General features: G+C 62.1%; 14 protein-coding genes and 1 pseudogene. 6 read left to right on the top strand and 9 right to left on the bottom strand.

What is annotated here, in order from left to right; genetic code table 11:
• The first annotated feature begins 8 nt into the window (after window positions 1–8).
• Window positions 9–1,543, top strand: a pseudogene (locus tag LRS56_26855) (PLP-dependent aminotransferase family protein).
• A gap of 6 nt (window positions 1,544–1,549) precedes the next feature.
• Here the strand turns inward: LRS56_26855 and LRS56_26860 are convergent.
• From LRS56_26860 to aspA, 7 genes are all read right to left on the bottom strand, one after another.
• Complete coding sequence (locus LRS56_26860) at window positions 1,550–6,190, bottom strand: hypothetical protein (protein WDU62330.1); 4,641 nt, start codon at window positions 6,188–6,190, stop codon at window positions 1,550–1,552.
• Between the two features lie 125 nt (window positions 6,191–6,315).
• Window positions 6,316–7,407, bottom strand: a complete 1,092-nt coding sequence (locus LRS56_26865) for a polyamine ABC transporter substrate-binding protein (protein WDU62331.1) — start codon at window positions 7,405–7,407, stop codon at window positions 6,316–6,318.
• On the bottom strand, window positions 7,404–8,438 hold the full coding sequence (locus tag LRS56_26870; protein WDU62332.1) for a histone deacetylase family protein: 1,035 nt from the start codon (window positions 8,436–8,438) through the stop codon (window positions 7,404–7,406). Before LRS56_26870 ends, LRS56_26865 begins: the two co-directional genes overlap by 4 nt.
• A gap of 247 nt (window positions 8,439–8,685) precedes the next feature.
• On the bottom strand, window positions 8,686–9,678 hold the full coding sequence (locus tag LRS56_26875; GenBank protein ID WDU62333.1) for an AraC family transcriptional regulator: 993 nt from the start codon (window positions 9,676–9,678) through the stop codon (window positions 8,686–8,688).
• Window positions 9,679–9,728: 50 nt separating this feature from the next.
• The gene (locus tag LRS56_26880) at window positions 9,729–10,709 is read right to left on the bottom strand and encodes an asparaginase (protein ID WDU62334.1); all 981 of its coding nucleotides are present in this window, start codon (window positions 10,707–10,709) and stop codon (window positions 9,729–9,731) included.
• Between the two features lie 82 nt (window positions 10,710–10,791).
• A complete protein-coding gene (locus LRS56_26885; protein WDU62335.1) occupies window positions 10,792–12,243 on the bottom strand; it encodes an alanine/glycine:cation symporter family protein in 1,452 nt (483 codons plus the stop codon).
• Between the two features lie 390 nt (window positions 12,244–12,633).
• Window positions 12,634–14,058 carry an aspartate ammonia-lyase gene (gene aspA, locus LRS56_26890; GenBank protein ID WDU62336.1) on the bottom strand — a complete coding sequence of 475 codons (1,425 nt, stop codon included), beginning with the start codon at window positions 14,056–14,058 and terminating at the stop codon, window positions 12,634–12,636.
• Window positions 14,059–14,240: 182 nt separating this feature from the next.
• Here aspA and LRS56_26895 point away from each other — a divergent pair, with 182 nt between their 5' ends.
• From LRS56_26895 to LRS56_26915, 5 genes are all read left to right on the top strand, one after another.
• On the top strand, window positions 14,241–15,149 hold the full coding sequence (locus tag LRS56_26895; protein ID WDU62337.1) for a LysR substrate-binding domain-containing protein: 909 nt from the start codon (window positions 14,241–14,243) through the stop codon (window positions 15,147–15,149).
• Between the two features lie 330 nt (window positions 15,150–15,479).
• Window positions 15,480–15,971: a 5-(carboxyamino)imidazole ribonucleotide mutase gene (gene purE, locus LRS56_26900; GenBank protein ID WDU62338.1), complete on the top strand. Its 492-nt coding sequence runs from the start codon at window positions 15,480–15,482 to the stop codon at window positions 15,969–15,971.
• 11 nt (window positions 15,972–15,982) lie between these two features.
• Window positions 15,983–17,068, top strand: coding sequence for a 5-(carboxyamino)imidazole ribonucleotide synthase (locus tag LRS56_26905; GenBank protein ID WDU62339.1), 1,086 nt, complete (start codon window positions 15,983–15,985; stop codon window positions 17,066–17,068).
• A 104-nt stretch (window positions 17,069–17,172) separates the two neighbouring features.
• Window positions 17,173–17,418 carry a GlsB/YeaQ/YmgE family stress response membrane protein gene (locus tag LRS56_26910; protein ID WDU62340.1) on the top strand — a complete coding sequence of 82 codons (246 nt, stop codon included), beginning with the start codon at window positions 17,173–17,175 and terminating at the stop codon, window positions 17,416–17,418.
• A 78-nt stretch (window positions 17,419–17,496) separates the two neighbouring features.
• The gene (locus LRS56_26915) at window positions 17,497–18,033 is read left to right on the top strand and encodes a DUF3299 domain-containing protein (protein WDU62341.1); all 537 of its coding nucleotides are present in this window, start codon (window positions 17,497–17,499) and stop codon (window positions 18,031–18,033) included.
• A gap of 119 nt (window positions 18,034–18,152) precedes the next feature.
• Here the strand turns inward: LRS56_26915 and LRS56_26920 are convergent, their stop codons facing one another.
• Together LRS56_26920 and LRS56_26925 are read right to left on the bottom strand one after the other, a co-directional pair.
• Complete coding sequence (locus LRS56_26920; protein ID WDU62342.1) at window positions 18,153–19,052, bottom strand: D-hexose-6-phosphate mutarotase; 900 nt, start codon at window positions 19,050–19,052, stop codon at window positions 18,153–18,155.
• A 57-nt stretch (window positions 19,053–19,109) separates the two neighbouring features.
• A complete protein-coding gene (locus LRS56_26925) occupies window positions 19,110–19,514 on the bottom strand; it encodes an acyl-CoA thioesterase (protein WDU62343.1) in 405 nt (134 codons plus the stop codon).
• Between the last annotated feature and the right edge of the window lie 121 nt (window positions 19,515–19,635).

Below are 19,635 nucleotides of genomic sequence, written 5' to 3' on the forward strand. Positions count from 1 at the left end.
CCAATCCGATGCCGCCGATCGAGCCTCCGCTGTCGTTCAACCCCGCCGGTATCGAACTGGACCGTCGGCAGGGCCTCACGCGCCAGCTGTACCAGGCCTTGCGCCAGCGTGTACTGGACGGACGGCTGGTCAGTGGCACCCGGCTACCCGCCAGCCGCGACCTGGCGGCGGCGTTGTCGATCTCCCGTAACAGCGTAGTGCGGGCCTATGACCAGCTGTATGCCGAGGGTTTTATCGAGGGGCGGGTGGGCGATGGCACCTATGTGGCGCAATTACCCCAAACGTCCGGGTCGGCAAAAAAACTATCCACAAAAGTATCCACAGGGTTTTCAACAGGCTTATCCCCAGGTTTATCCACAGATTGGCTGGATTTGCCGGTTATTTCATCCAGTCAAGTTATCCACAGCCCGGCATTGGAGCGGGTGGAAAACAACCACTTGCCGCTGCCGCCGACAGGGCCGCCCCGGGCTTTTCGGGTGGGAGTGCCAGCGTTCGATCTGTTCCCGTTCGACGTGTGGGCCAAGCTGAGTGCGGCCTTCTGGCGCAAGCCGGACCTGCAGCAGCTGTGTTATGGCGACCCGGCGGGTGATGAGCGTTTGCGTGGCCTGATCGCCGCTTACCTGCGCAGCTCGCGCGGCCTGCAATGCACGGCTGAACAAATAGTGATCACCAGTGGCGCGCAACAGGCAATCAGCCTTTGTGCACAGTTGCTGGTAACGCCCGGCGATGGCGTGGCGATTGAAAATCCGGGGTACCGTGCTGCGGGCCACGCGTTCGCGGTCGCCGGGGCGCACCTGCACGGCGTGACGGTGGACAGCGAAGGCATCGATTGCGCGGCGCTGAATGCCATCAAGCAGTGCCGCCTGGCCTATGTCACGCCGTCGCACCAGTATCCGCTGGGCGTGGTGATGAGCCTGGCCCGACGCCTGGAATTGCTGGCCTGGGCCGAGCGCACTGGCGGCTGGATCATCGAAGACGACTACGACGGCGAATACCGCTACAGCGGCGCCCCCTGGCGCCCCTTGCGGCGCTGGACCGCAGCGGGCGAGTGTTATACGTCGGCACGTTCGGCAAGGTAGCGTTCCCGGCCTTGCGTCTGGGCTATCTGGTACTGCCCGCCGGGCTGGTGCAGGCTTTCGCCCGACGCCGGGCGGTGGATGTGCGCCATTCCGAGGTCAGCACGCAGGCGGTGATGGCCGAGTTCATGGCCGCCGGGCATTTTCAGCGGCATGTGCGGCGCATGCGCCGGGCTGCGTTGAGCCGTTTGAATACCTTGCTTGGTGAATGGCCCGAGGGCATCGAGGGCATTGGCAAACTGCCCAGTGTGGCGGCCGGGCTGCACCTGACTGTGCCGGTGCACAACCTGGCCCGGGAGCAGGTACTGGTTGCCCAGGCTGCGGCGGCGGGCGTGGAGGTCAATGGGCTGAGCAGTTACTGGTTGCCCGATTCCGACCCGGGTGCCGGGCTGGTCCTGGGCTTTGCCGCCGTGCCCGAGGCGCAGATCAGCCAGGCACTGGCGCGGTTGCGTCAGGCCTGGCGATAACCCGCCTCAGGTGGCCGGCGCGGGCGCTTTGCTCAAGAACAGCGTGCGGGCCAGGTGCGGGCCGATTTCGGCGCGATAGATGGCTCGGCGTAACTGTTCGGACATGCCCTCATACTCTTCGAAAGCGCCCCCTAGCCGACGTTGCTCCAGCGTTTTCAAATGGGCGGTGGTATAGGCCTCGTTGGGCGCATTCAGGGTTGAGTAGTGAAAATGCGCATACCACAGCGCTCGCTTGGTTTTCTGGTCGCGCACCTCGTATTCCTGCATGAAGTCTTTCTTGGGGCCTTTGAGCCGGCGGCGAGTACCTACTGCATGAATGCTCACTTCCCCCTCGGCCATCAGCAGTTCCAAATGGGCTGCCTTGGGCAGACGGTTCTTGAACATGTCGAGCCTGACGCGCCGGCCTGTGCGGTAGAGCTTCTTCACGGCCTCGCCAAGTTGCCGGATCAGCGCCTGGGCGTTGGTATCGTCGGTTTCGTTCGTGGCGTTGGCGGCCCGTTCGACGACTTGTTTGGCCTGCTCCAGGGTGCGCGCCTGCCGCTCGAATTTTTCTTCGATCTCCACCGGCAGCCGTTGAAGCTGGTCGGCTTGTGCGGTGGTGCGCTCGATAAAACCTGTGACATCGTCCAGCAATGCCTGGGCGTTTACGATGCTCTTGGCCAGGCTCACGGTGGGTTGGCGGCCGACGGATGCGGACGGGCGAGTGTGTTCAACCCAGTTGCCTGAGGCTTTTTTGTGGAAAGTGGCAATGATCTCGTGGGTAATGGGTGCCTTGACGTCCACCAGGGTTGGGTCATCCGTACGAGGTTCACCGACCACCACACCCTTGAAGCGCGTCCTGATGATCTTTTTCTGGAATGAGGTGGATGCGCTCGTTGCCGCTGCTTCAGCCTTGGCATCGAGGGCCTTGCGTTCCCGTAGCGCGTTGTTCAGCGAGCGCATGGCCCGTTGGGCGTATTCGTCGATCTGTTTGCGCAGCTCCTCCACCGACTCCCTGACGATCAGCTCGGGGTACTCGCCGGGCAGGTCCAGCAGGTTCTGGTTGACCACGGTAAATTGATCGGCGACTTCGTCCAGCGTCTCGATGTAGGCGTCCAGGTCGGGCACCGATCGCCTTTCCACCAGCTCTCGGGAACTCTGGACGGTGAGTTGGGCCGCCTGAACAATGTCGTTGACCCTTTGGCGGGCCTCGGTCATGTCCGCCGTGCTGTTTTCCTGAAGGCACAGGGTGCGAGCCAGGGAAATACGCAGGCCTTTCAATTCGTCCACGTCAAACGAAGGCAGGTCTTTGCGGACTTCGAGTTCCAGTTCCGCACCCTCGGCACCGAGGTCCTTGAGGAGTTTGAAGCGCGAATGAAGGTATTCCAACTGGGTGATCAAGTTCTGGGCGCAGTCGGCCATGCGCCGACGGGCAAAGACCTCTTGCGGGTCACTGTCCATATGCTGTCCGGCGGCGGCCAGGTCTTTTTGGAAGACCGTCACTTGTTCGTCGATACCGGCTTTTGTAACGAGTAACTGATTCCTCAGATAGCCGAGCAAGCGGGACGAATACTCCGGCACGACGTCGATCAGGTTCAATGAATTGAGTTGGGCGATCACCGTGTCGTAGTCCCCCCGTCGTTTTTCCAGCGTGGCGAGAAAGGTTGTGAGGGCGCTGGCGGAGGTGCTTGGCGGTGCCGCCCGGCTGACCGAACGGGCGGCCGTCAAGGCGGCACTGTGCTGTGCTTCCTGGCGGTCGAAGGCCTCCAGTTGTTCACGCAGGCCTGCAATGGTGGCGGGCCTGAGTCGCTCGCCCCTCTTCATCCGGCTACGAAACCCGGCGCCGCGCAGGCGCAGGCGTGTATCGATAAACCATTGGCCCGCGCGGTTGTTGACCAATACCGGGCCCAGGCGCTCCGGCTGTTTGACGTCGACGATCATCACGGTATCGTTTTCGTCCACTTGCACCTTGAACCAGCGTTCGCCCACGGGGGCATACCATTGGTCGTTGAGCGGGTAGAGGTGCTGATGCGAGCCAGGCTGGGTTTGCTGCGCGCCCAGTGCTTCGGGGCGCGTTACGCTGAAGCTGTCGAGGGTCTTTTTCAGGCTCGAGGGTTTGCGGGTCAGGGCACCCAGGGTGTGCAGCGAAGGCTCGTGGCCGGCGGGCAGCTCGGGTGTCTGGATCCCCGGTAGTTGAAGGGTGGGCAGTTCGTTTGGCTGCTGGGTCGAGGGGATCGTTTCCTGGCGGCTCTCCACGGCTTGTTCCGCATGTGCAGCCGGCGATTGGCGGCTGGCCAGATGCAGCGCCAGGGCCATACCCAGGTTGAGAAATATATCGGTCAACGCTGACCATTTGGCCTCGCTGTCGCCACCTTCGCTGGCGTCGATGGCTTCCTGCACGTCATTGATCAGTTGGCCGATCCAGGCCGCAGTGCCGACGGTTTTGCCCAAAAAGGGCAAGGCAGCATTGAAGATCGTCCAGCCGGCCCGTTTGAAACTTTCCCAGCGCGCTTCGGCGTTCGACACTGACTGCTTGTCGGCCAGGTCCACCAGCGCTTTCGCGTTGGCGATGAACAGTGACGCCAGATCGTCTTCGTGAAGGGTCTGGTTGCCGAGAATGACCGGCCCCGTCATGGTCAACGCCAGCCATGGCTCTACCAGTAGCGTGGAGAGCGTGCTGGGTGAGGCCAGCAGGGTGCCGGGAAAGACAAACTGTGCGTAGTCGGACCGCACGTTGTCCGGTAGCCAGGCCAGCACTGACTCGCGCAGTTCGGTGTTTTGTTTGATGGCATAAATCAGGTTGTGTGGCGAGGCGAACTGCATCAACTGCGCAGATGATTGGGGGCGATACAGCAGGCACGGGCCGTCGGCCTGGTTCTGCGGGCCGATGACGAACATATTGGCAACCTGGTCGGCGGCCTGGCTTGTACGACGGGTAGGGATAAACGTCAGGGGCCGAATGACCACGGTGTAGCCGTTCACGCGGCGCTGGTTGGGGTCGCGTGCCATGGCCGCACAGACATAACGGTAGCCTTGTTCATCAACGCCAAACTGCTGGCGAATCTTGTATTGCAGCCCCAGCAGCGGCAACTGCAGGCGTAACTGATCGGTATAGAGGGTTTGCCTGAGCTGCGATTGCGCTGGATCGTCGAGCAGAGTGGTTTTAACCAGCTTGGGGTACTGCTCGCCGATATTCACTTGGGTGATCAGGTCTTGCAGGTATGTCACGCTCATCCAGGTCGGCAGGCTGCGGCCATCTTTGTACTGTGCAACCTTGTTGCCCAGTGGCAAAGCGATCAGGTTTTGCAAGGCCAGTTCTTCGAGACTGAAGGTGACGGTGCTGGTCAGGCCTGGGGCGGTGAATAGCCCCAAGACAACCTGGCTGGTCACGGTGATTTGTACGTATTTAAGCTTGAGCATCAGTTGCTGGTTGAGCTGAGTGTCCGTCGCTACCAGGCCCAGGTCGGTTTTCTGGGGGGCCGTCAAGGTCTTGGCCATGGCGTCTGCGAGGGCTTGAAGGGCGTATTCGCCAATCAGCGGAATATCATCCTGATAGGTTTTATTGCCGGTGCGGCTATTGAGGGTCGCGATATCGAACAGGTAGCGGCTATAGCGGGACAGCTCGGTAGAGCTGGCGCCTTTCAACCAGTCGGGTATTGCGTCGCTGATTTTTTCCAGTTTTTCCCTGTCGTCCGACGACAACTGCCCGAACTCCAGTTGCCCGCGCTCGGAGATATCGTCTTGGGTCGGCTGGGGCGTGTGGGCCAGGTTGATTCTGCCAATGGCATCGAGTTGCAGGCCGATAAGGGCGCAGGCCTGATACTCGAAAAAATCCCCTTGGGGTTCATAGAGCCGCCACTGCAGCGCCTTGTCCTTGGGGTTGATGGTTTGCAGGGCCAGCGACTTGCCCAGGTCGTCCAGGCTGTCGAACTGTTGATACCCGCCGGCAATCGAGTAGGTGAGGATCATCGTGTGCTGGTCGTGGGTGCCGACCAGCACGGCGAGTGCGGCAAGGTTGAGGTGCTCGGTGCGTGTGCCTTTGTCGATATCGATGTCGATCAGGTAGGCATGGGTGCGGTAGGTGTCATTGGGCAGGCGTACGGCGTAGTCCGGGTACAGGAACACATTCTTCGCCATGGCGCGTTCGTCCTCGCCCCAGCCTACGGACTCCTTGATATCCCAGACGCCGCGCAAGGCATTGGCGAAGGCCTGCCAACGGGTGCCGCGGGGCCCATTGGTCTGGTTCCAGAACTCCAGTTGCTGTTCCTGATACGCGACGAACAGCAGCGGGGCGGACTCATTGATCAGGCGGGCGATGGCGTCGATGCGCACCGGTAGGTGGATGTCCGTGCCGACGCTGGCGCGGTCGGTCAGGTAGTGCTTGCCGTCGATGTAGACCACGGTTTCTTTGGAAACGGCGCGTCGGGCGAGTGCGCCGGCGAGCGATTCGTGATGAGGCACGCCGGGCACCACAAGGTCGTCGATGATCAGCCAGTGTGGCGAGACGACAATGGCCAGGTCGGGGTCGATGTCCAGTTCGGGATACAGTTCCTTCAGCGCCGGCCGCAAAACGTTCGCGGCCACCTCGCGAAGGGAGGGGCCGGTGGTCAGCTGGGTGAGCAGGGCGTTGCCATTGAGGGCATCTTGCTCGGTGGAGGGGTGGGGCATGGCGGCATTCCTTGCTGGCAAAAAAGCGATGTGATTGCCAGAAAGTAGCGATGCCTGCCGGGTGGAGGGTGGTAGTTAACTGTTGACGCTGTGGCGAGGGAGCAAGCGCCCTCGCCACAGGTGTGTCAGGTTCCTGATTTGATCTTGGTCCACGCCCGGGTACGCGCGCGTTCGGCATCCCGGCCCAGCGGTTTCAAAGTATAGAGCGTGGCCATGGCCGCTTCGGTGGGGTACAGGTTGGGGTTGTTGCGGATCGCCGGGTCGACCAGGCTGGTGGCGTCCTTGTTGGGGTTGGGGTAGCCGACAAAGTCGCTGATCGGTGCGATCACCGCCGGTTGCAGCAGGTAGTTGATAAAGGTGTAGGCATCCGCGGGGTTTTTGGCGCCCTTGGGAATCGCGAGCATGTCGAACCAGATCGGTGCGCCCTCTTTGGGCAGGCGCATGTCCACGGTCACGCCGTTCTTGGCCTCTTTGGCGCGGTTGGCGGCCTGGGAGAAACTGCCGGAATAGCCCACAGCCACGCAGATGTCGCCGTTGGCAATATCGGCCATGTACTTGGACGAGTGGAAGTAGGTGATGTAGGGGCGAATCTTCATCAGCAACGCTTCGGCTTTTTCGTAGTCCTTGGGGTTGCTGCTGTTAGGGTCAAGGCCCAGGTGTTGCAGGGCCAGGGGCAGGATTTCCGACGGCGAATCGAGCAAGGCCACGCCGCATTGCTTGAGCTTGCTGATGTTCTCTTCCTTGAAGATCAGGTCCCAGCTGTCCACCGGCGCATCGGCACCCAGCGCTGCCTTGACCTTGTCCGGGTTGAAGCCGATGAGGATGGTGCCGTACATGTACGGCACGGCGAATTTATTGCCCGGGTCGTTGGCTTCGATCAGCTTCATCAGCTTGGGGTCGAGGTGGTTCCAGTTGGGCAGCTGGCTGCGGTCCAGCGGTTGGAACACGCCGGCCTCGATCTGCTTGGCAAGGAACACGTTGGACGGCACCACCACGTCATAGCCGGAGTTACCCGTGAGCAGCTTGGCCTCCAGGGCTTCGTTGGTGTCGAAGATGTCGTAGACCAGTTTGACCTTGGGGTTCTGCGCCTTGAAATCGTCGAGCGCCTTGGGGGTGATGTAGTCGAACCAGTTGTAGACCCGCAGGGTTTTTTCTTCGGCGTGCGCGGCGGTGCTCAACACGGCGGCGCAGAGCACAAGAGACTTGAACATGTTCATGCGGCTGACCCCTCAAAACCTTCGAGAACGTTGACGGCATTGATGCCGATTTCTTCTACGGCGTAGCCGCCTTCCATCACAAACAGCGTCGGCCTGCCCAGTTGGGCGATACGCGCACCCATGGCCAGGTAGTCCGGGCTGTCGAGCTTGAATTGCGAGATCGGGTCGTCCTTGAACGTGTCCACCCCGAGGGACACCACGATGACGTCGGCGCCGTAGCCTGCGATCTCGGCGCAAGCCTGTTCCAGCGCGGCGCGCCAGGTATCCCAGCCTGAGCCTGCGGGCAGCGGGTAGTTGAAATTGAAGCCCGCGCCTGTGCCTTCGCCCAACTCATCGGCGTAACCGAGGAAAAACGGAAACTCCGCCTCCGGGTGGCCGTGGATCGAGGTGAACAGCACATCGCTGCGTTCATAGAAAATCGATTGGGTGCCGTTGCCGTGGTGGTAATCCACGTCAAGGATCGCGACCTTTTGGTGGCCCTGGTCGAGAAAGGCCTGGGCGGCGATAGCGGCGTTATTGAGGTAGCAATAACCGCCCATCAAGTCGCTGGCGGCATGATGGCCGGGCGGGCGACACAGCGCGAATGCACTGCGGGCGCCTTGTTGAATCGCGTGTTGGGCGGTCAATGCCACCTGGGCTGCGCTGTACGCGGCCTGCCAGGTGCCGGCGGTAATCGGCGCGCCGCCGTCGAAGCTGTAATAACCCAGCTGGCCATGCAGGCTGGTGGGCAATACGCGGCGCAGGGTGCGGGCGGGCCAGGTGTAGGGCAGCAAGTCGCCGTCTTGGTTGAATTCGGTCCAACGTGCCCAGGCGCCTTGGAAGAAGTCGAGGTAGTCGGGGCTGTGAATACGTTGCAAGGGGCCCAGGCCAAAATCCGTGGGCGCCAGCACCGGGCCCAGCTCGCGGTCCTTGACGCGCTGCAGCACATGATCGGCGCGCGAGGGCATTTCAAAGCAGGGCATCAATTGCCCGTCCATCAATTCACACCGGCCGTGGTGCAGGTGGTGGTCGTCCGAGTAGATCGTCAGCATATTGTTGTTTTCCGCAGGCTGTGTCGTGCCTACAGTCTTGCGGCGGGCGGGGTGTATGAGAATGGCAGGAGCGGCCAAAAGGGGATGGATATGGCCAAATTGTCTGTCCGAAATTCGCCCCATTTGTGTGCGATAGGCTCTTGTGGCGAGCGGGCTTGCCCGCGTTGGAGTGCGCAGCGCTCCCGCTTTTTCTGGGGCCGCTACGCAGCCCAACGCGGGCAAGCCCGCTCGCCACAGGTGGGGGTACTCAAGTGCGAAATTGGCTCGGCGCCACGCCGCTCCAGCGTACAAACGCGTGCCGAAAGCTCGCGGTTTCGCTGAACCCCAGTGCCTCGGCAATCCGGTGGATCGGCCACTCATCCTCGCCCAGCAACTGCTTGGCCCGTTCGAAGCGTAACTCGTCGAGCAGGTCCTGGTAGCTGCACCCTTGGGCGTGCAGGTGCCGGCGCAGCGTGCGCGCCGAGCAGTTCATCTGTTGGGCCAGCCCCTCAAGGCCCGGCGCGGCCTGCAATTGGCTGGCGAGTAGTTGGCGGATCCTTCCCAGCCACGCTTGGCGCCCGGTGAATTCCAGGTTCTGTTTGCGGCAGCGCTCGGCCATGGCCCGATGGGTAATCGCGTCAGCCAGGGGCAGCGGCTGGTCAAGCCAGCGCGGGTCGAAGGCAAAGGCATTGGCGGTGGCTTGAAACTGCAAAGGGCAGTCAAAGCGTTCGCGGTAGTGTGCTTGATAGTCCGGCGCAGCGTATTCAAAGCGGGCGCCGAGCAGCGGCAGCGGGTGGCCGAGCAGGTCGTCGCAGATGACTTTCAGCGAAACCAGGCAAAACTCCACATTGAAGGTTTCCAGGGTCGGGTTTTCGCGATAATCACTGGCGCTGAACCAGATCCGCTCGCCGTCCTCGACCAGGCTCAGCTCGAAAAGTGTTCCCAGCAGCGCCGGATAACGCAGCGCAAGGCGCAAAGCGTCACCGAAGGTGGCACTGGTGAGCAGGGCATACCCGAGCATGCCGTAGGACGAAACATGCATGCGTCGGCCCAGTTCCAGACCAATGTCACGCTGCAGCGCTACGGCATTGGCGCACACGCGCATCTCCTGGTTCGTGGTAATGCGCGTGTCGGCGCGGCTCAAGTCTGCCGGGCAGATGCCGCTGCCGGCCAGCAAGGCGTCGCTGGGCAGGCCCCGTTCCTTGAATGTACCGAGCACCAGGGAGACCGCATTGAGGGTGGTGAGATGGGAATGCAGCATGGAAACTTCCAGCCAGGGGATGGCTGGAAGTGGAGCAAGTTATATGCCGGTCAGCTCAGTTCGCCACACAGGTCGAGTTCGACCAGGCGCCGGACCTCGGCGTTATCCAGGCCCGCGCCGAGCAGCGCATTGAGCTTGCCGAACACCGCTTCACGGGTCATTCCGCCGCCCGACAATACGCCCACGCCGCGCAAACGGCTGCCGGCTTCGTAAACGTCCAGCTCCACACCGCCTTCATGGCATTGGGTGATTGCCACCACCACCACGCCCTTGTCCTGGGCGCGCTTGAGGCTGGCCAGAAACGCCGGGTTGTCGCTCGGCCCGGTGCCGCTGCCGAAGCATTCCAGCACCAGCGCCTGAATGCCGCTGTCGATCAGCGCATCCAGCTGCGCGGCGGCGATGCCCGGCACCAGCGGCAGCACGCCGACATTGGCCAGGGCCTTCTCGTGACGGTAGCCCAGCGCCGCCGGCAGCTGGTCAGCCTTGGCGATGCCGCCATTGCGTTGCAGCGCGGCAAACGGGTGGCGACCGAAACTGCGGATTTTCGCGCAACGCGTCGGCGCCATCAGCGCGCCGTGGAAGTACAGCTGCACGCCGGGCGCCAGGCCTGCGTCCAAGGCTGCCAGCGCACCGCTGACGTTTTCCCAGGCATCGCTGTCGGGCACGCCGGCCGGCAGCATCGAGCCGGTAAACAGCACTGGCGCGGGCAGGCCCAGCAGTTGGAAACTCATGGCGGCTGCGCTGTAGGCCAGGGTGTCGGTGCCGTGCAGGATCAGCACCGCGTCGCAGCCGGCGTCCACCGCCTCGACCACGGCGGTGCGCAGGCGCTGCCAGTAGGCCGGGGTCATGTTGGCGCTGTCGATCAGCGGGGACATTTCCCGGAAGCGCCACGCAGGTACTGGCTCATTGGCGAGCTGCTCGCGCATGCGCGCTTCAAAACCGGATGCGGGCGCCAGGCCGTTGGCGCTGGCCTGCATGCCGATGGTGCCGCCGGTGTAGAGCACCATGACGTCTTGGGCTGGTTGGGTCATTTGAAGAATCTCCTGAACGAAAAACGCCGCCGGGCCCAGAGCATGCCCAAGGCCGGGCGGCGTGTCATCTATCTACCTGAACTCAGCGTTGCGTTTGAGCGTTCAGTTCGGCGGATGCTTGAGCGCCAGGCTCAGGCTTCACCGGATTCGCCGGCCAGGCCGTGCGATCCAGGTCCAGGTCAGGGAACTGGCTGGAATCGAACACCGGCGTCTTGATGCCCGCAGCGCGCTGGTTGTCGTAGTCATTCAGGATGCGCATGGCGATCTTGAACAGGAACGCCAGGGCGAACAGGTTGACGAACGCCAGCAGGGTCATGGTGATGTCGGCGAAGGCGAACACGGTGCCGAGGTTCTCGATGGAGCCCCAGAAAATCAGCACCAGCACCAGCGCACGGTAGCCCATCAGCACCTTGCGGTTATTGCCGACCAGGAAGCGCAGGTTGCTCTCGCCGAGGTAGTAGTTGTACATGATCGAGGTGAACACGAACAACGCCAGGGCCACCGAGATGAACATCCGGCCCCAGTCACCGACCACCGCCGCCAGGGAGTTCTGGGTCAGGGCAATGCCGTCGCCTTCAAAGCCCGGGGTGTAGAAACCGGAGAGCAGGATCAGCAACGCGGTGCAGGTGCAGATCACAAAGGTGTCGAGGAACACGCTGAACGCCTGAACCACGCCTTGGGCGATCGGGTGTTCTACCGAGGCCACTGCGGCCACATTAGGCGCACTGCCCAGACCGGCTTCGTTGGCGAACACGCCGCGTTTCACACCCATGATGATCGCGCTGCCCACCAGGCCACCGAAGGCTTGGTCGAGGCCGAAAGCGCTCTTGACGATGGTCGCGAGCATGGCCGGCACGTGGTCGAATTGCAGCACGATCACGTACAGGGTCACGGCGATGTATACCAGGGTCTTGACCGGCACCAGCAGGTCGGCGATCGAGGCGATGCGCTTGATCCCGCCGATGAATACCAGGCCCAGCAATACCGCCAGCGCCAGGCCGGTGTAGGTGGTATCCAGGCCGAAAGCGTTGTTCAGCGAGTGAGTCACGGCGTGGGCTTGCAGGCCGTTGAAGGCAAAACCGAAGGTCACCAGCAACAGGAACGCCATCACCATACCCAGCCAGCGCTTCTGCAGGCCGTGCTGGATGTAGTAAGCCGGGCCGCCACGGTAGGTGCCTTCGGCGTCGGTGCGCTTGTACAGCTGGCCGAGGGAGCATTCGATAAAGCTCGACGACATGCCCACCAGCGCGGTGACCCACATCCAGAACACGGCGCCCGGGCCACCCAGGGTCACGGCAATGCCGACGCCTGCGATGTTACCGGCACCGACGCGGCCGGCCAGGCTGAGCATCAGCGCCTGGAACGAGCTGAGTTGGCCGGAGCTGCTCTTGAGGCTGTCTTTAAACACCGAGAACATGTGGAAAAAGTGACGCAACTGCACGAAACGTGAGCGAATCGTGAAATAACCGCCGAGCCCGACAATGAGCACGATCAGGACTTTCCCTGAGAGGAAGTCGTTGATGACTTCGAGCATGGAGTGTTCCTCGCTGATTTTTCTAATGGCAAACGCAGGACGGTTCGACGTGTCGCTCAGCACCAGGCAGTGCACGACGTTCGACCCCAATCCTTTTGCGGGTGTTGTTATTCATGCGGTTTCGCGCTGTCCAGGACCTCGTTACCGACGATCTCTGACGCGAAGAGGGGCGGCACTATACCTAGGCGAGCATCATCCGTCTGCACGGGGCGATTAAAGGTTTCAGCCGGGCTGAATCGGGAAAGTCGGATTTGCAGGGCGATATTGGATTTTTTATGGGCTTCATTTCACAACCTTGAGGCAAAAAAAGGGCCTGAAGAACGAGCCTTCAGGCCCTCAAAAGGTGAGAGGTGTCTAGTCCCTCAGCCTGGTGAGCGGTGCAACAAACGCTTAGGCCTTCAACGGGACCAAGCGTGGAGCGATCATGTTTTCGGGGCGCAGGATGTCGTCGAGCATGGCGTCGTCGAGCAAGCCTTCTTCGCGCACCAGTTCCAGCACGCCGCGGCCGCTTTCAAGGGCGATACGCGCGATGCGGGTGGCGTTTTCATAGCCGATGTACGGGTTCAGCGCGGTGACCAGGCCGATGGAGTGCTCCACCAGTTCGCGGCAGCGCGCTTCGTTGGCGGTGATGCCGACGATGCAGTGTTCGCGCAGCATGTCCATGGCGCGTTGCAGCAGGCGGATCGAGTCGAAGATCTTGAAGGCGATCAGCGGCTCCATCACGTTCAGTTGCAGCTGGCCGCCTTCGGCCGCCATGGTCAGGGCCAGGTCGTTGCCGATGACTTGGAATGCAACCTGGTTCACGGCTTCCGGGATCACCGGGTTGACCTTGCCGGGCATGATCGAGCTGCCTGGCTGGCGCGCCGGCAGGTTGATCTCGTTGATGCCGGTGCGTGGGCCGCTGGACAGCAGGCGCAAGTCGTTGCAGATCTTCGACAGCTTCACCGCAGTACGCTTGAGCATGCCGGAGAACAGCACGAAGGCGCCCATGTCGGAGGTGGCTTCGATCAGGTCGGCGGCAGGAACAACCGGCTGGCCGCTGATAACGGCCAGGCGTTGTACGGCCAGGGCCTGGTAACGTGGGTCGGCGTTGATGCCGGTACCGATGGCGGTGCCGCCCAGGTTGACTTCGGTCAGCAGCTCTGGCGCCAGGGTTTTCAGGCGCGCCAGGTCTTCACCGAGGGTGGTGGCGAAGGCGCGGAACTCCTGGCCGAGGGTCATCGGCACGGCGTCTTGCAATTGGGTGCGGCCCATTTTCAGCACGTGGCTGAACTCGACGCCTTTGGCGGCGAATGCCTGGATCAGGCTGTCGAGGCTGGCCAGCAGCGCGTCATGGCCCAGCAGCAGACCCAGGCGGATCGCGGTGGGGTAGGCGTCGTTGGTCGACTGCGCCATGTTCACGTCGTTGTTGGGGTGCAGGTACTGGTACTCGCCCTTCTGGTGGCCCATGGCCTCCAACGCGATGTTGGCGATGACTTCGTTGGCATTCATGTTGGTTGAAGTGCCGGCGCCGCCTTGAATCATGTCCACCACGAATTCTTCGTGGAAATCGCCGCGGATCAGGCGGGCACAGGCTTCGCTGATGGCAGCGTGCTTGGCTTCGCTGAGCTGGCCCAACTCGCGGTTGGCGTCAGCGGCTGCTTGCTTGACCATTGCCAGGCCGACCACCAATTTCGGGTAATGCGAAATCGGAACGCCCGAGAGGCGGAAGTTATTCACCGCTCGCAGGGTCTGGATGCCGTAATACGCTTGAGCCGGTACTTCGAGTACGCCAAGCAGGTCTTTTTCTGTGCGGAATGATGCAGCGGAGGACATGACGGAAATCATCTCGATATGGACCCGGAACTGGCCGGAACGCTGTGAATGCTAGGCTTGTGGAAGTTTTTGGGCCAATGCTGTTAAACACTGGCCTATGCACAAACGGCATAATGTAGGTGTGACCCGGCTATCATGGCGGGCGTGTGTGCCAAAATGGTGCGTACCCTTGGGAGGAAGTGATGAACCTTGAGAGCAAATGGCTGGAAGACTTCAGCGCCCTGGCGGCCACGCGCAGCTTTTCCCAGGCGGCGGAGCGGCGCTTTGTCACCCAGCCGGCGTTCAGTCGGCGTATCCGCAGCCTGGAAGCCGCGCTGGGCCTGACCCTGGTCAATCGCTCACGCACCCCGGTGGAGCTGACGGCGGCGGGGCAGTTGTTCCTGGTGACGGCGCGCACGGTGGTCGAGCAGCTCGGCGAGGTACTGCGCCATTTGCATCACCTGGAAGGCGGACAGGGCGAGGTCATGCAGGTGGCGGCCGCTCACTCGCTGGCGTTGGGCTTCTTCCCGCGCTGGATCGCGCAACTGCGCAACGAAGGCTTGAACATCGCCACACGGCTGGTGGCCACTAACGTCGGTGACGCCGTGCACGCCCTGCGCGAAGGCGGTTGCGACCTGATGCTGGCGTTCTACGACCCGGACGCGGCGATGCAGATGGATGCGGAAATCTTTCCCTCGCTGCACTTGGGTAACACCGAAATGCTCCCGGTGTGCGCCGCCGACGCCGATGGCAAGCCGCTGTTCGACCTGGAAGGCGAGGGCAGCGTGCCGTTGCTGGCCTACAGCGCTGGCGCGTTTCTCGGGCGTTCGGTGCACCTGCTGCTGCGCCAGCGCGCCCTGCGTTTTACCACCGTGTACGAAACGGCCATGGCGGATAGCCTCAAGAGCATGGCCCTTGAGGGCTTGGGCATCGCCTGGGTGCCGCAACTGAGCGTGCGGGCGGAGTTGGCGCGCGGTGAACTGGTGGTGTGCGGCGGGCCGCAATGGCATGTGCCGCTGGAGATTCGCCTGTATCGCTGCGCGTTGGTGCGCAAGGCGAATGTGCGGTTGTTGTGGCGCAAGTTGGAAGGTGGGGCGGCGCAAAATACCTGAGCCTGGCACCGGGAAAATGTGGGAGGGGGCTTGCCCCCGATAGCGGTGTATCAGTGACAGATAAGTGCCTGACACACCGTCATCGGGGGCAAGCCCCTCCCACAGGGTTTTGTGGTGAGTTGGCTGACTCTTAAGTCAATAAAACCGCCACTTTGCGCCACTGGACAGATGGTCATCCGAGGGGCTGTTTATCTGGATTATTACGGTATACTGCGCGGCCTTCGGCCGGTCCAACCGGCCTTAATTCGTACACCAAGCCACGCCGGATTTCCTGCGTGGCTTGTTGTTTTTTGACGCGCCTGCGGGCGCCCAGAGAGAAGAGGCACGACGATGAGTGCATTGGTTGGCGTGATCATGGGCTCCAAGTCCGATTGGTCCACCCTTAGCCACACCGCCGATATGCTGGAAAAACTCGGCATTCCCTACGAAGTGAAAGTGGTCTCCGCCCACCGCACTCCGGATTTGCTGTTCCAGTATGCCGATGAAGCAGAATCCCGTGGCATCGAGGTGATCATCGCCGGTGCCGGCGGTGCAGCGCACCTGCCAGGCATGTGTGCGGCCAAGACCCACCTGCCGGTGCTCGGGGTGCCGGTGCAGTCGTCGATGCTCTCGGGCGTGGATTCGCTGTTGTCCATCGTGCAGATGCCGGCCGGTATCCCGGTGGCCACCCTGGCGATCGGCAAGGCCGGCGCCATCAACGCCGCCTTGCTGTCCGCCAGCATCCTGGGCGCCAAGCATCCGCAGTTCCACGCGGTGCTGAAAAAATTCCGTGCTGAGCAGACAGACAGCGTGCTGGACAATCCAGACCCACGCATCGCCTGAGGTTGTTGACGATGAAAATCGGTGTAATCGGTGGTGGCCAACTGGGCCGCATGCTGGCCCTGGCGGGTACCCCGCTGGGGATGAACTTCGCTTTCCTGGACCCGGCGCCGGACGCCTGCGCCGCTGCATTGGGTGAGCACCTGCGCGCTGACTACAGCGACCCGGACCACCTGCGCCAATTGGCCGACGAAGTCGATCTGGTGACCTTCGAGTTTGAAAGCGTCCCGGCCGAAACCGTGGCCTTCCTGTCGCAGTTCGTGCCGGTGTACCCGAGCGCCGAAGCGCTGCGCATTGCGCGTGACCGCTGGTTCGAGAAGAGCATGTTCAAGGACCTGGGCATTCCGACCCCGGCCTTCGCCGACATCCAGTCCCAGGCGGACCTGGATGCCGCCGTTGCCAGCATCGGTCTGCCGGCCGTGCTCAAGACCCGCACCCTGGGTTACGACGGCAAGGGCCAGAAAGTGCTGCGCACCGCTGCCGATGTGGTCGGCACCTTCGCCGAGCTGGGCAGCGTCGCCTGCCTGCTGGAAGGTTTCGTGCCGTTCACCGGTGAAGTCTCGCTGATCGCCGTGCGGGCCCGTGATGGCGAAACCCGCTTCTACCCGTTGGTGCACAACACCCACGACAGCGGCATTCTCAAGCTGTCCGTGGCCAGCACCGATCACCCGCTGCAGGCTCTGGCCGAAGACTATTCCAGCCGCGTGCTCAAGCAGCTGGATTACGTCGGCGTGATGGCGTTCGAGTTCTTTGAGGTCGACGGTGGCCTCAAAGCCAACGAAATCGCCCCGCGTGTGCACAACTCCGGGCACTGGACCACTGAAGGCGCCGAGTGCAGCCAGTTCGAAAACCACCTGCGGGCGGTAGCGGGCTTGCCGCTGGGGTCCACGGCCAAGGTCGGCGAGAGCGCCATGCTCAACTTCATCGGTGTGGTACCGCCTGTGGAGCAGGTGATTGCGATTGATGACTGCCACCTGCATCACTACGGCAAGGCCTTCAAGGCCGGGCGCAAGGTCGGCCACGCCAACCTGCGCTGCAAGGACCGAGCGACCCTGCAAGCGCAGATCCTCAAGGTCCAAGCGCTGATCGCCGAGCAATAAGCCAAGTCCGACGGGAACCATTGGTAACCGTCGTCTCTCTGATTGCAGGATGCCAAAGCCTGTCTAGGCTTTGGCATAGCTCACTTCATTCAGAGGGAAATGCCATGGGTATCATCGGAACCATCTTTATCGGCTTGATCGTCGGCCTGCTGGCGCGTTTCCTCAAGCCCGGCGACGACAGCATGGGCTGGATCATGACTATCCTGCTGGGTATCGCAGGTTCCCTGGTCGCCACCTACGGTGGTCAGGCCCTGGGCATCTACCAGGCGGGTCAAGGTGCGGGCTTTATCGGTGCGCTGATCGGCGCCATCGTGTTGCTGGTAATTTACGGCCTGCTGCGCAAAAAGTAATTTAGCGACATAGCCCTCTGCGCTACGCAGGCGCAGGGGGCTAGAATGCCGACACTGTTAACCTTGTCGAGCTCCTTCATGCGCCGTGTTCTTTTGACTGTTCTTTTGCTGGGCTGCGGCCTGGTGCACGCCGGCGAACTGCCGGAAACCGACTGGCTCGACCTGATGCCGCTGTCGGACCAGAAGGCCCTCGAGGCCATGCCCGAGATCGACCACAACTCCCCCGAAGCCCAAGGCACCTTTACCGACAAAGGCGGCTTGAAGCAGAGCAAAGGCTTGCCGGCGGTGATGTACTCCACCAAGACCGTGGCGGCCATGAATGGCAAGAACATCCGCATCGGCGGTTACCCGGTGCCGTTGGAGACTGACGCCAAGGGCCGCAGCACGCTGTTTTTCCTGGTGCCGTACCCCGGCGCCTGCATCCACGTGCCGCCGCCGCCGCCCAACCAGTTGGTGCTGGTGCGTTATCCCAAGGGGCTGAAGCTGGATGATATCTACACGCCGCTGTGGGTCACGGGTACGTTGAAGGTGGAGAAGGTGAATAACGACCTGGCGGATGCGGCGTATGCGCTGGATGCGGGGAAGGTGCGGGCGGTCAAAGAGTCCGATCTTTAATTTGCCGCAGAACCCAATGTGGGAGCGGGCTTGCTCGCGAATGCAGGATGTCAGTCAGTGCATATGTGGCTGACACACCGTATTCGCGAGCAAGCCCGCTCCCACATTTTTGATTGGGTTTACAAGGCGAGAGGGGTGATGCTCACGCCCAGCGTATGACTTTCGCCTGGCGCCAGGCTCACCACATCATCCAGCACATTCGCCGTCTCGATACACAGCATGCCCTGCCAGCCATCGTCGGCCATGTCGTCGAAGGCCTTGGCGCGTTCGGTCCAGGGGTTCCAGATCACGGTGGATTTCGAGCCTTCGGCGCTGAGCTGGATGCGCCGCTGCCAGGCTTTATCGACAATATTCAGCTGGGCTGGCGTATCGAGGTAGATGCGATCCGTCTCGGCGGTGAAGTGCAGCAGGCCCGATTGCGTCTTCTCGGCCCAGCCATCGGCGGTGTCGATATAGGCCGCGCCATCCAGACCTTCGACCTGCACGTTGCGCACATCGCTCACGGCGAAGTAGGTGTGCAGCGCCTGGCTGAGGGTCACCGTATCGGGCCCACGGTTATGGCTGGTCAGGCGGATATGCAGTTGCTCGTCCAGCAGCAGGCTCAGCTTGAGGTCGACCTGATGGGGCCAGCCGGGGAAGCCACCCGCCGGCACCGGGAGCACCAGGTCTACGCGCAGCGTTTGGCCTTCAAGCTCGGTCCCAGCCAATTCCCACAGCGCGGTGCGCACAAAGCCATGGGCGCCGGCCGGCTGCTCGCTCTGGCGCATCGCTTTGACGCTGTGCGGGTTGCGGTCGAATACGCCAAACCACGGCCAGCACACCGGAACGCCGGTACGAATGCCTTTGCCGGTCTTGAAGACGGCTGCCTTGTTCGGCCAGATCAGCGGCTGTTCGCCTGCGCGCTGGTAACTGAAAATATGCGCACCCTGCTGGGCCACCATCAGTTCGGCGCCGTTGTGGCGGATGCGCCAGCAGTCCAGCTCGTCGATTTTCAGGCTTTCAACGTGGGGCGTAGGCATACAAAGCACTCTTTATGGCAGGCAATGGGGCAATTGACCGTCAAAACCCGGCGAGGTTTAACGGGCGCGTGACGGCACCGAACGCGTGCGACCGCTGCCGTCGATGGCAACGAACACGAACACCGCCTCGGTCACCTTGCGCCACTCGCTGGACAGCGGGTCGTCGCTCCACACTTCGACCATCATCTGGATCGAGCTGCGGCCGATTTCCAGGGCCTGGGTATAGAAGGACAATTGCGCGCCCACCGCCACCGGCACCAGGAATGCCATGCGATCGATCGCCACGGTGGCAACACGCCCGCCCGCGACCTTGCTGGCCATGGCGGTGCCGGCCAGGTCCATCTGCGCGACCAGCCAGCCGCCGAAGATATCGCCAAAACCGTTGGTTTCACGCGGTAGCGCGGTGATTTGCAGGGCGAGATCGCCTTGCGGGATAGGATCTTCTTGTTCGAGTTCGATCATGCCGAGGGGCCTCTGACCCGTGACGCTTTTATAGGTGGAGCAAGGTGGATAGCCGACTGTTGGAAAAACGTTTCAGCACCAACACGCGAAGCCGGGTGCGTTTCTCGTAAGGCGTACTAAA

It is taken from the genome of Pseudomonas poae, assembly GCA_028869255.1.
GTDB lineage: Bacteria > Pseudomonadota > Gammaproteobacteria > Pseudomonadales > Pseudomonadaceae > Aquipseudomonas > Aquipseudomonas poae_C.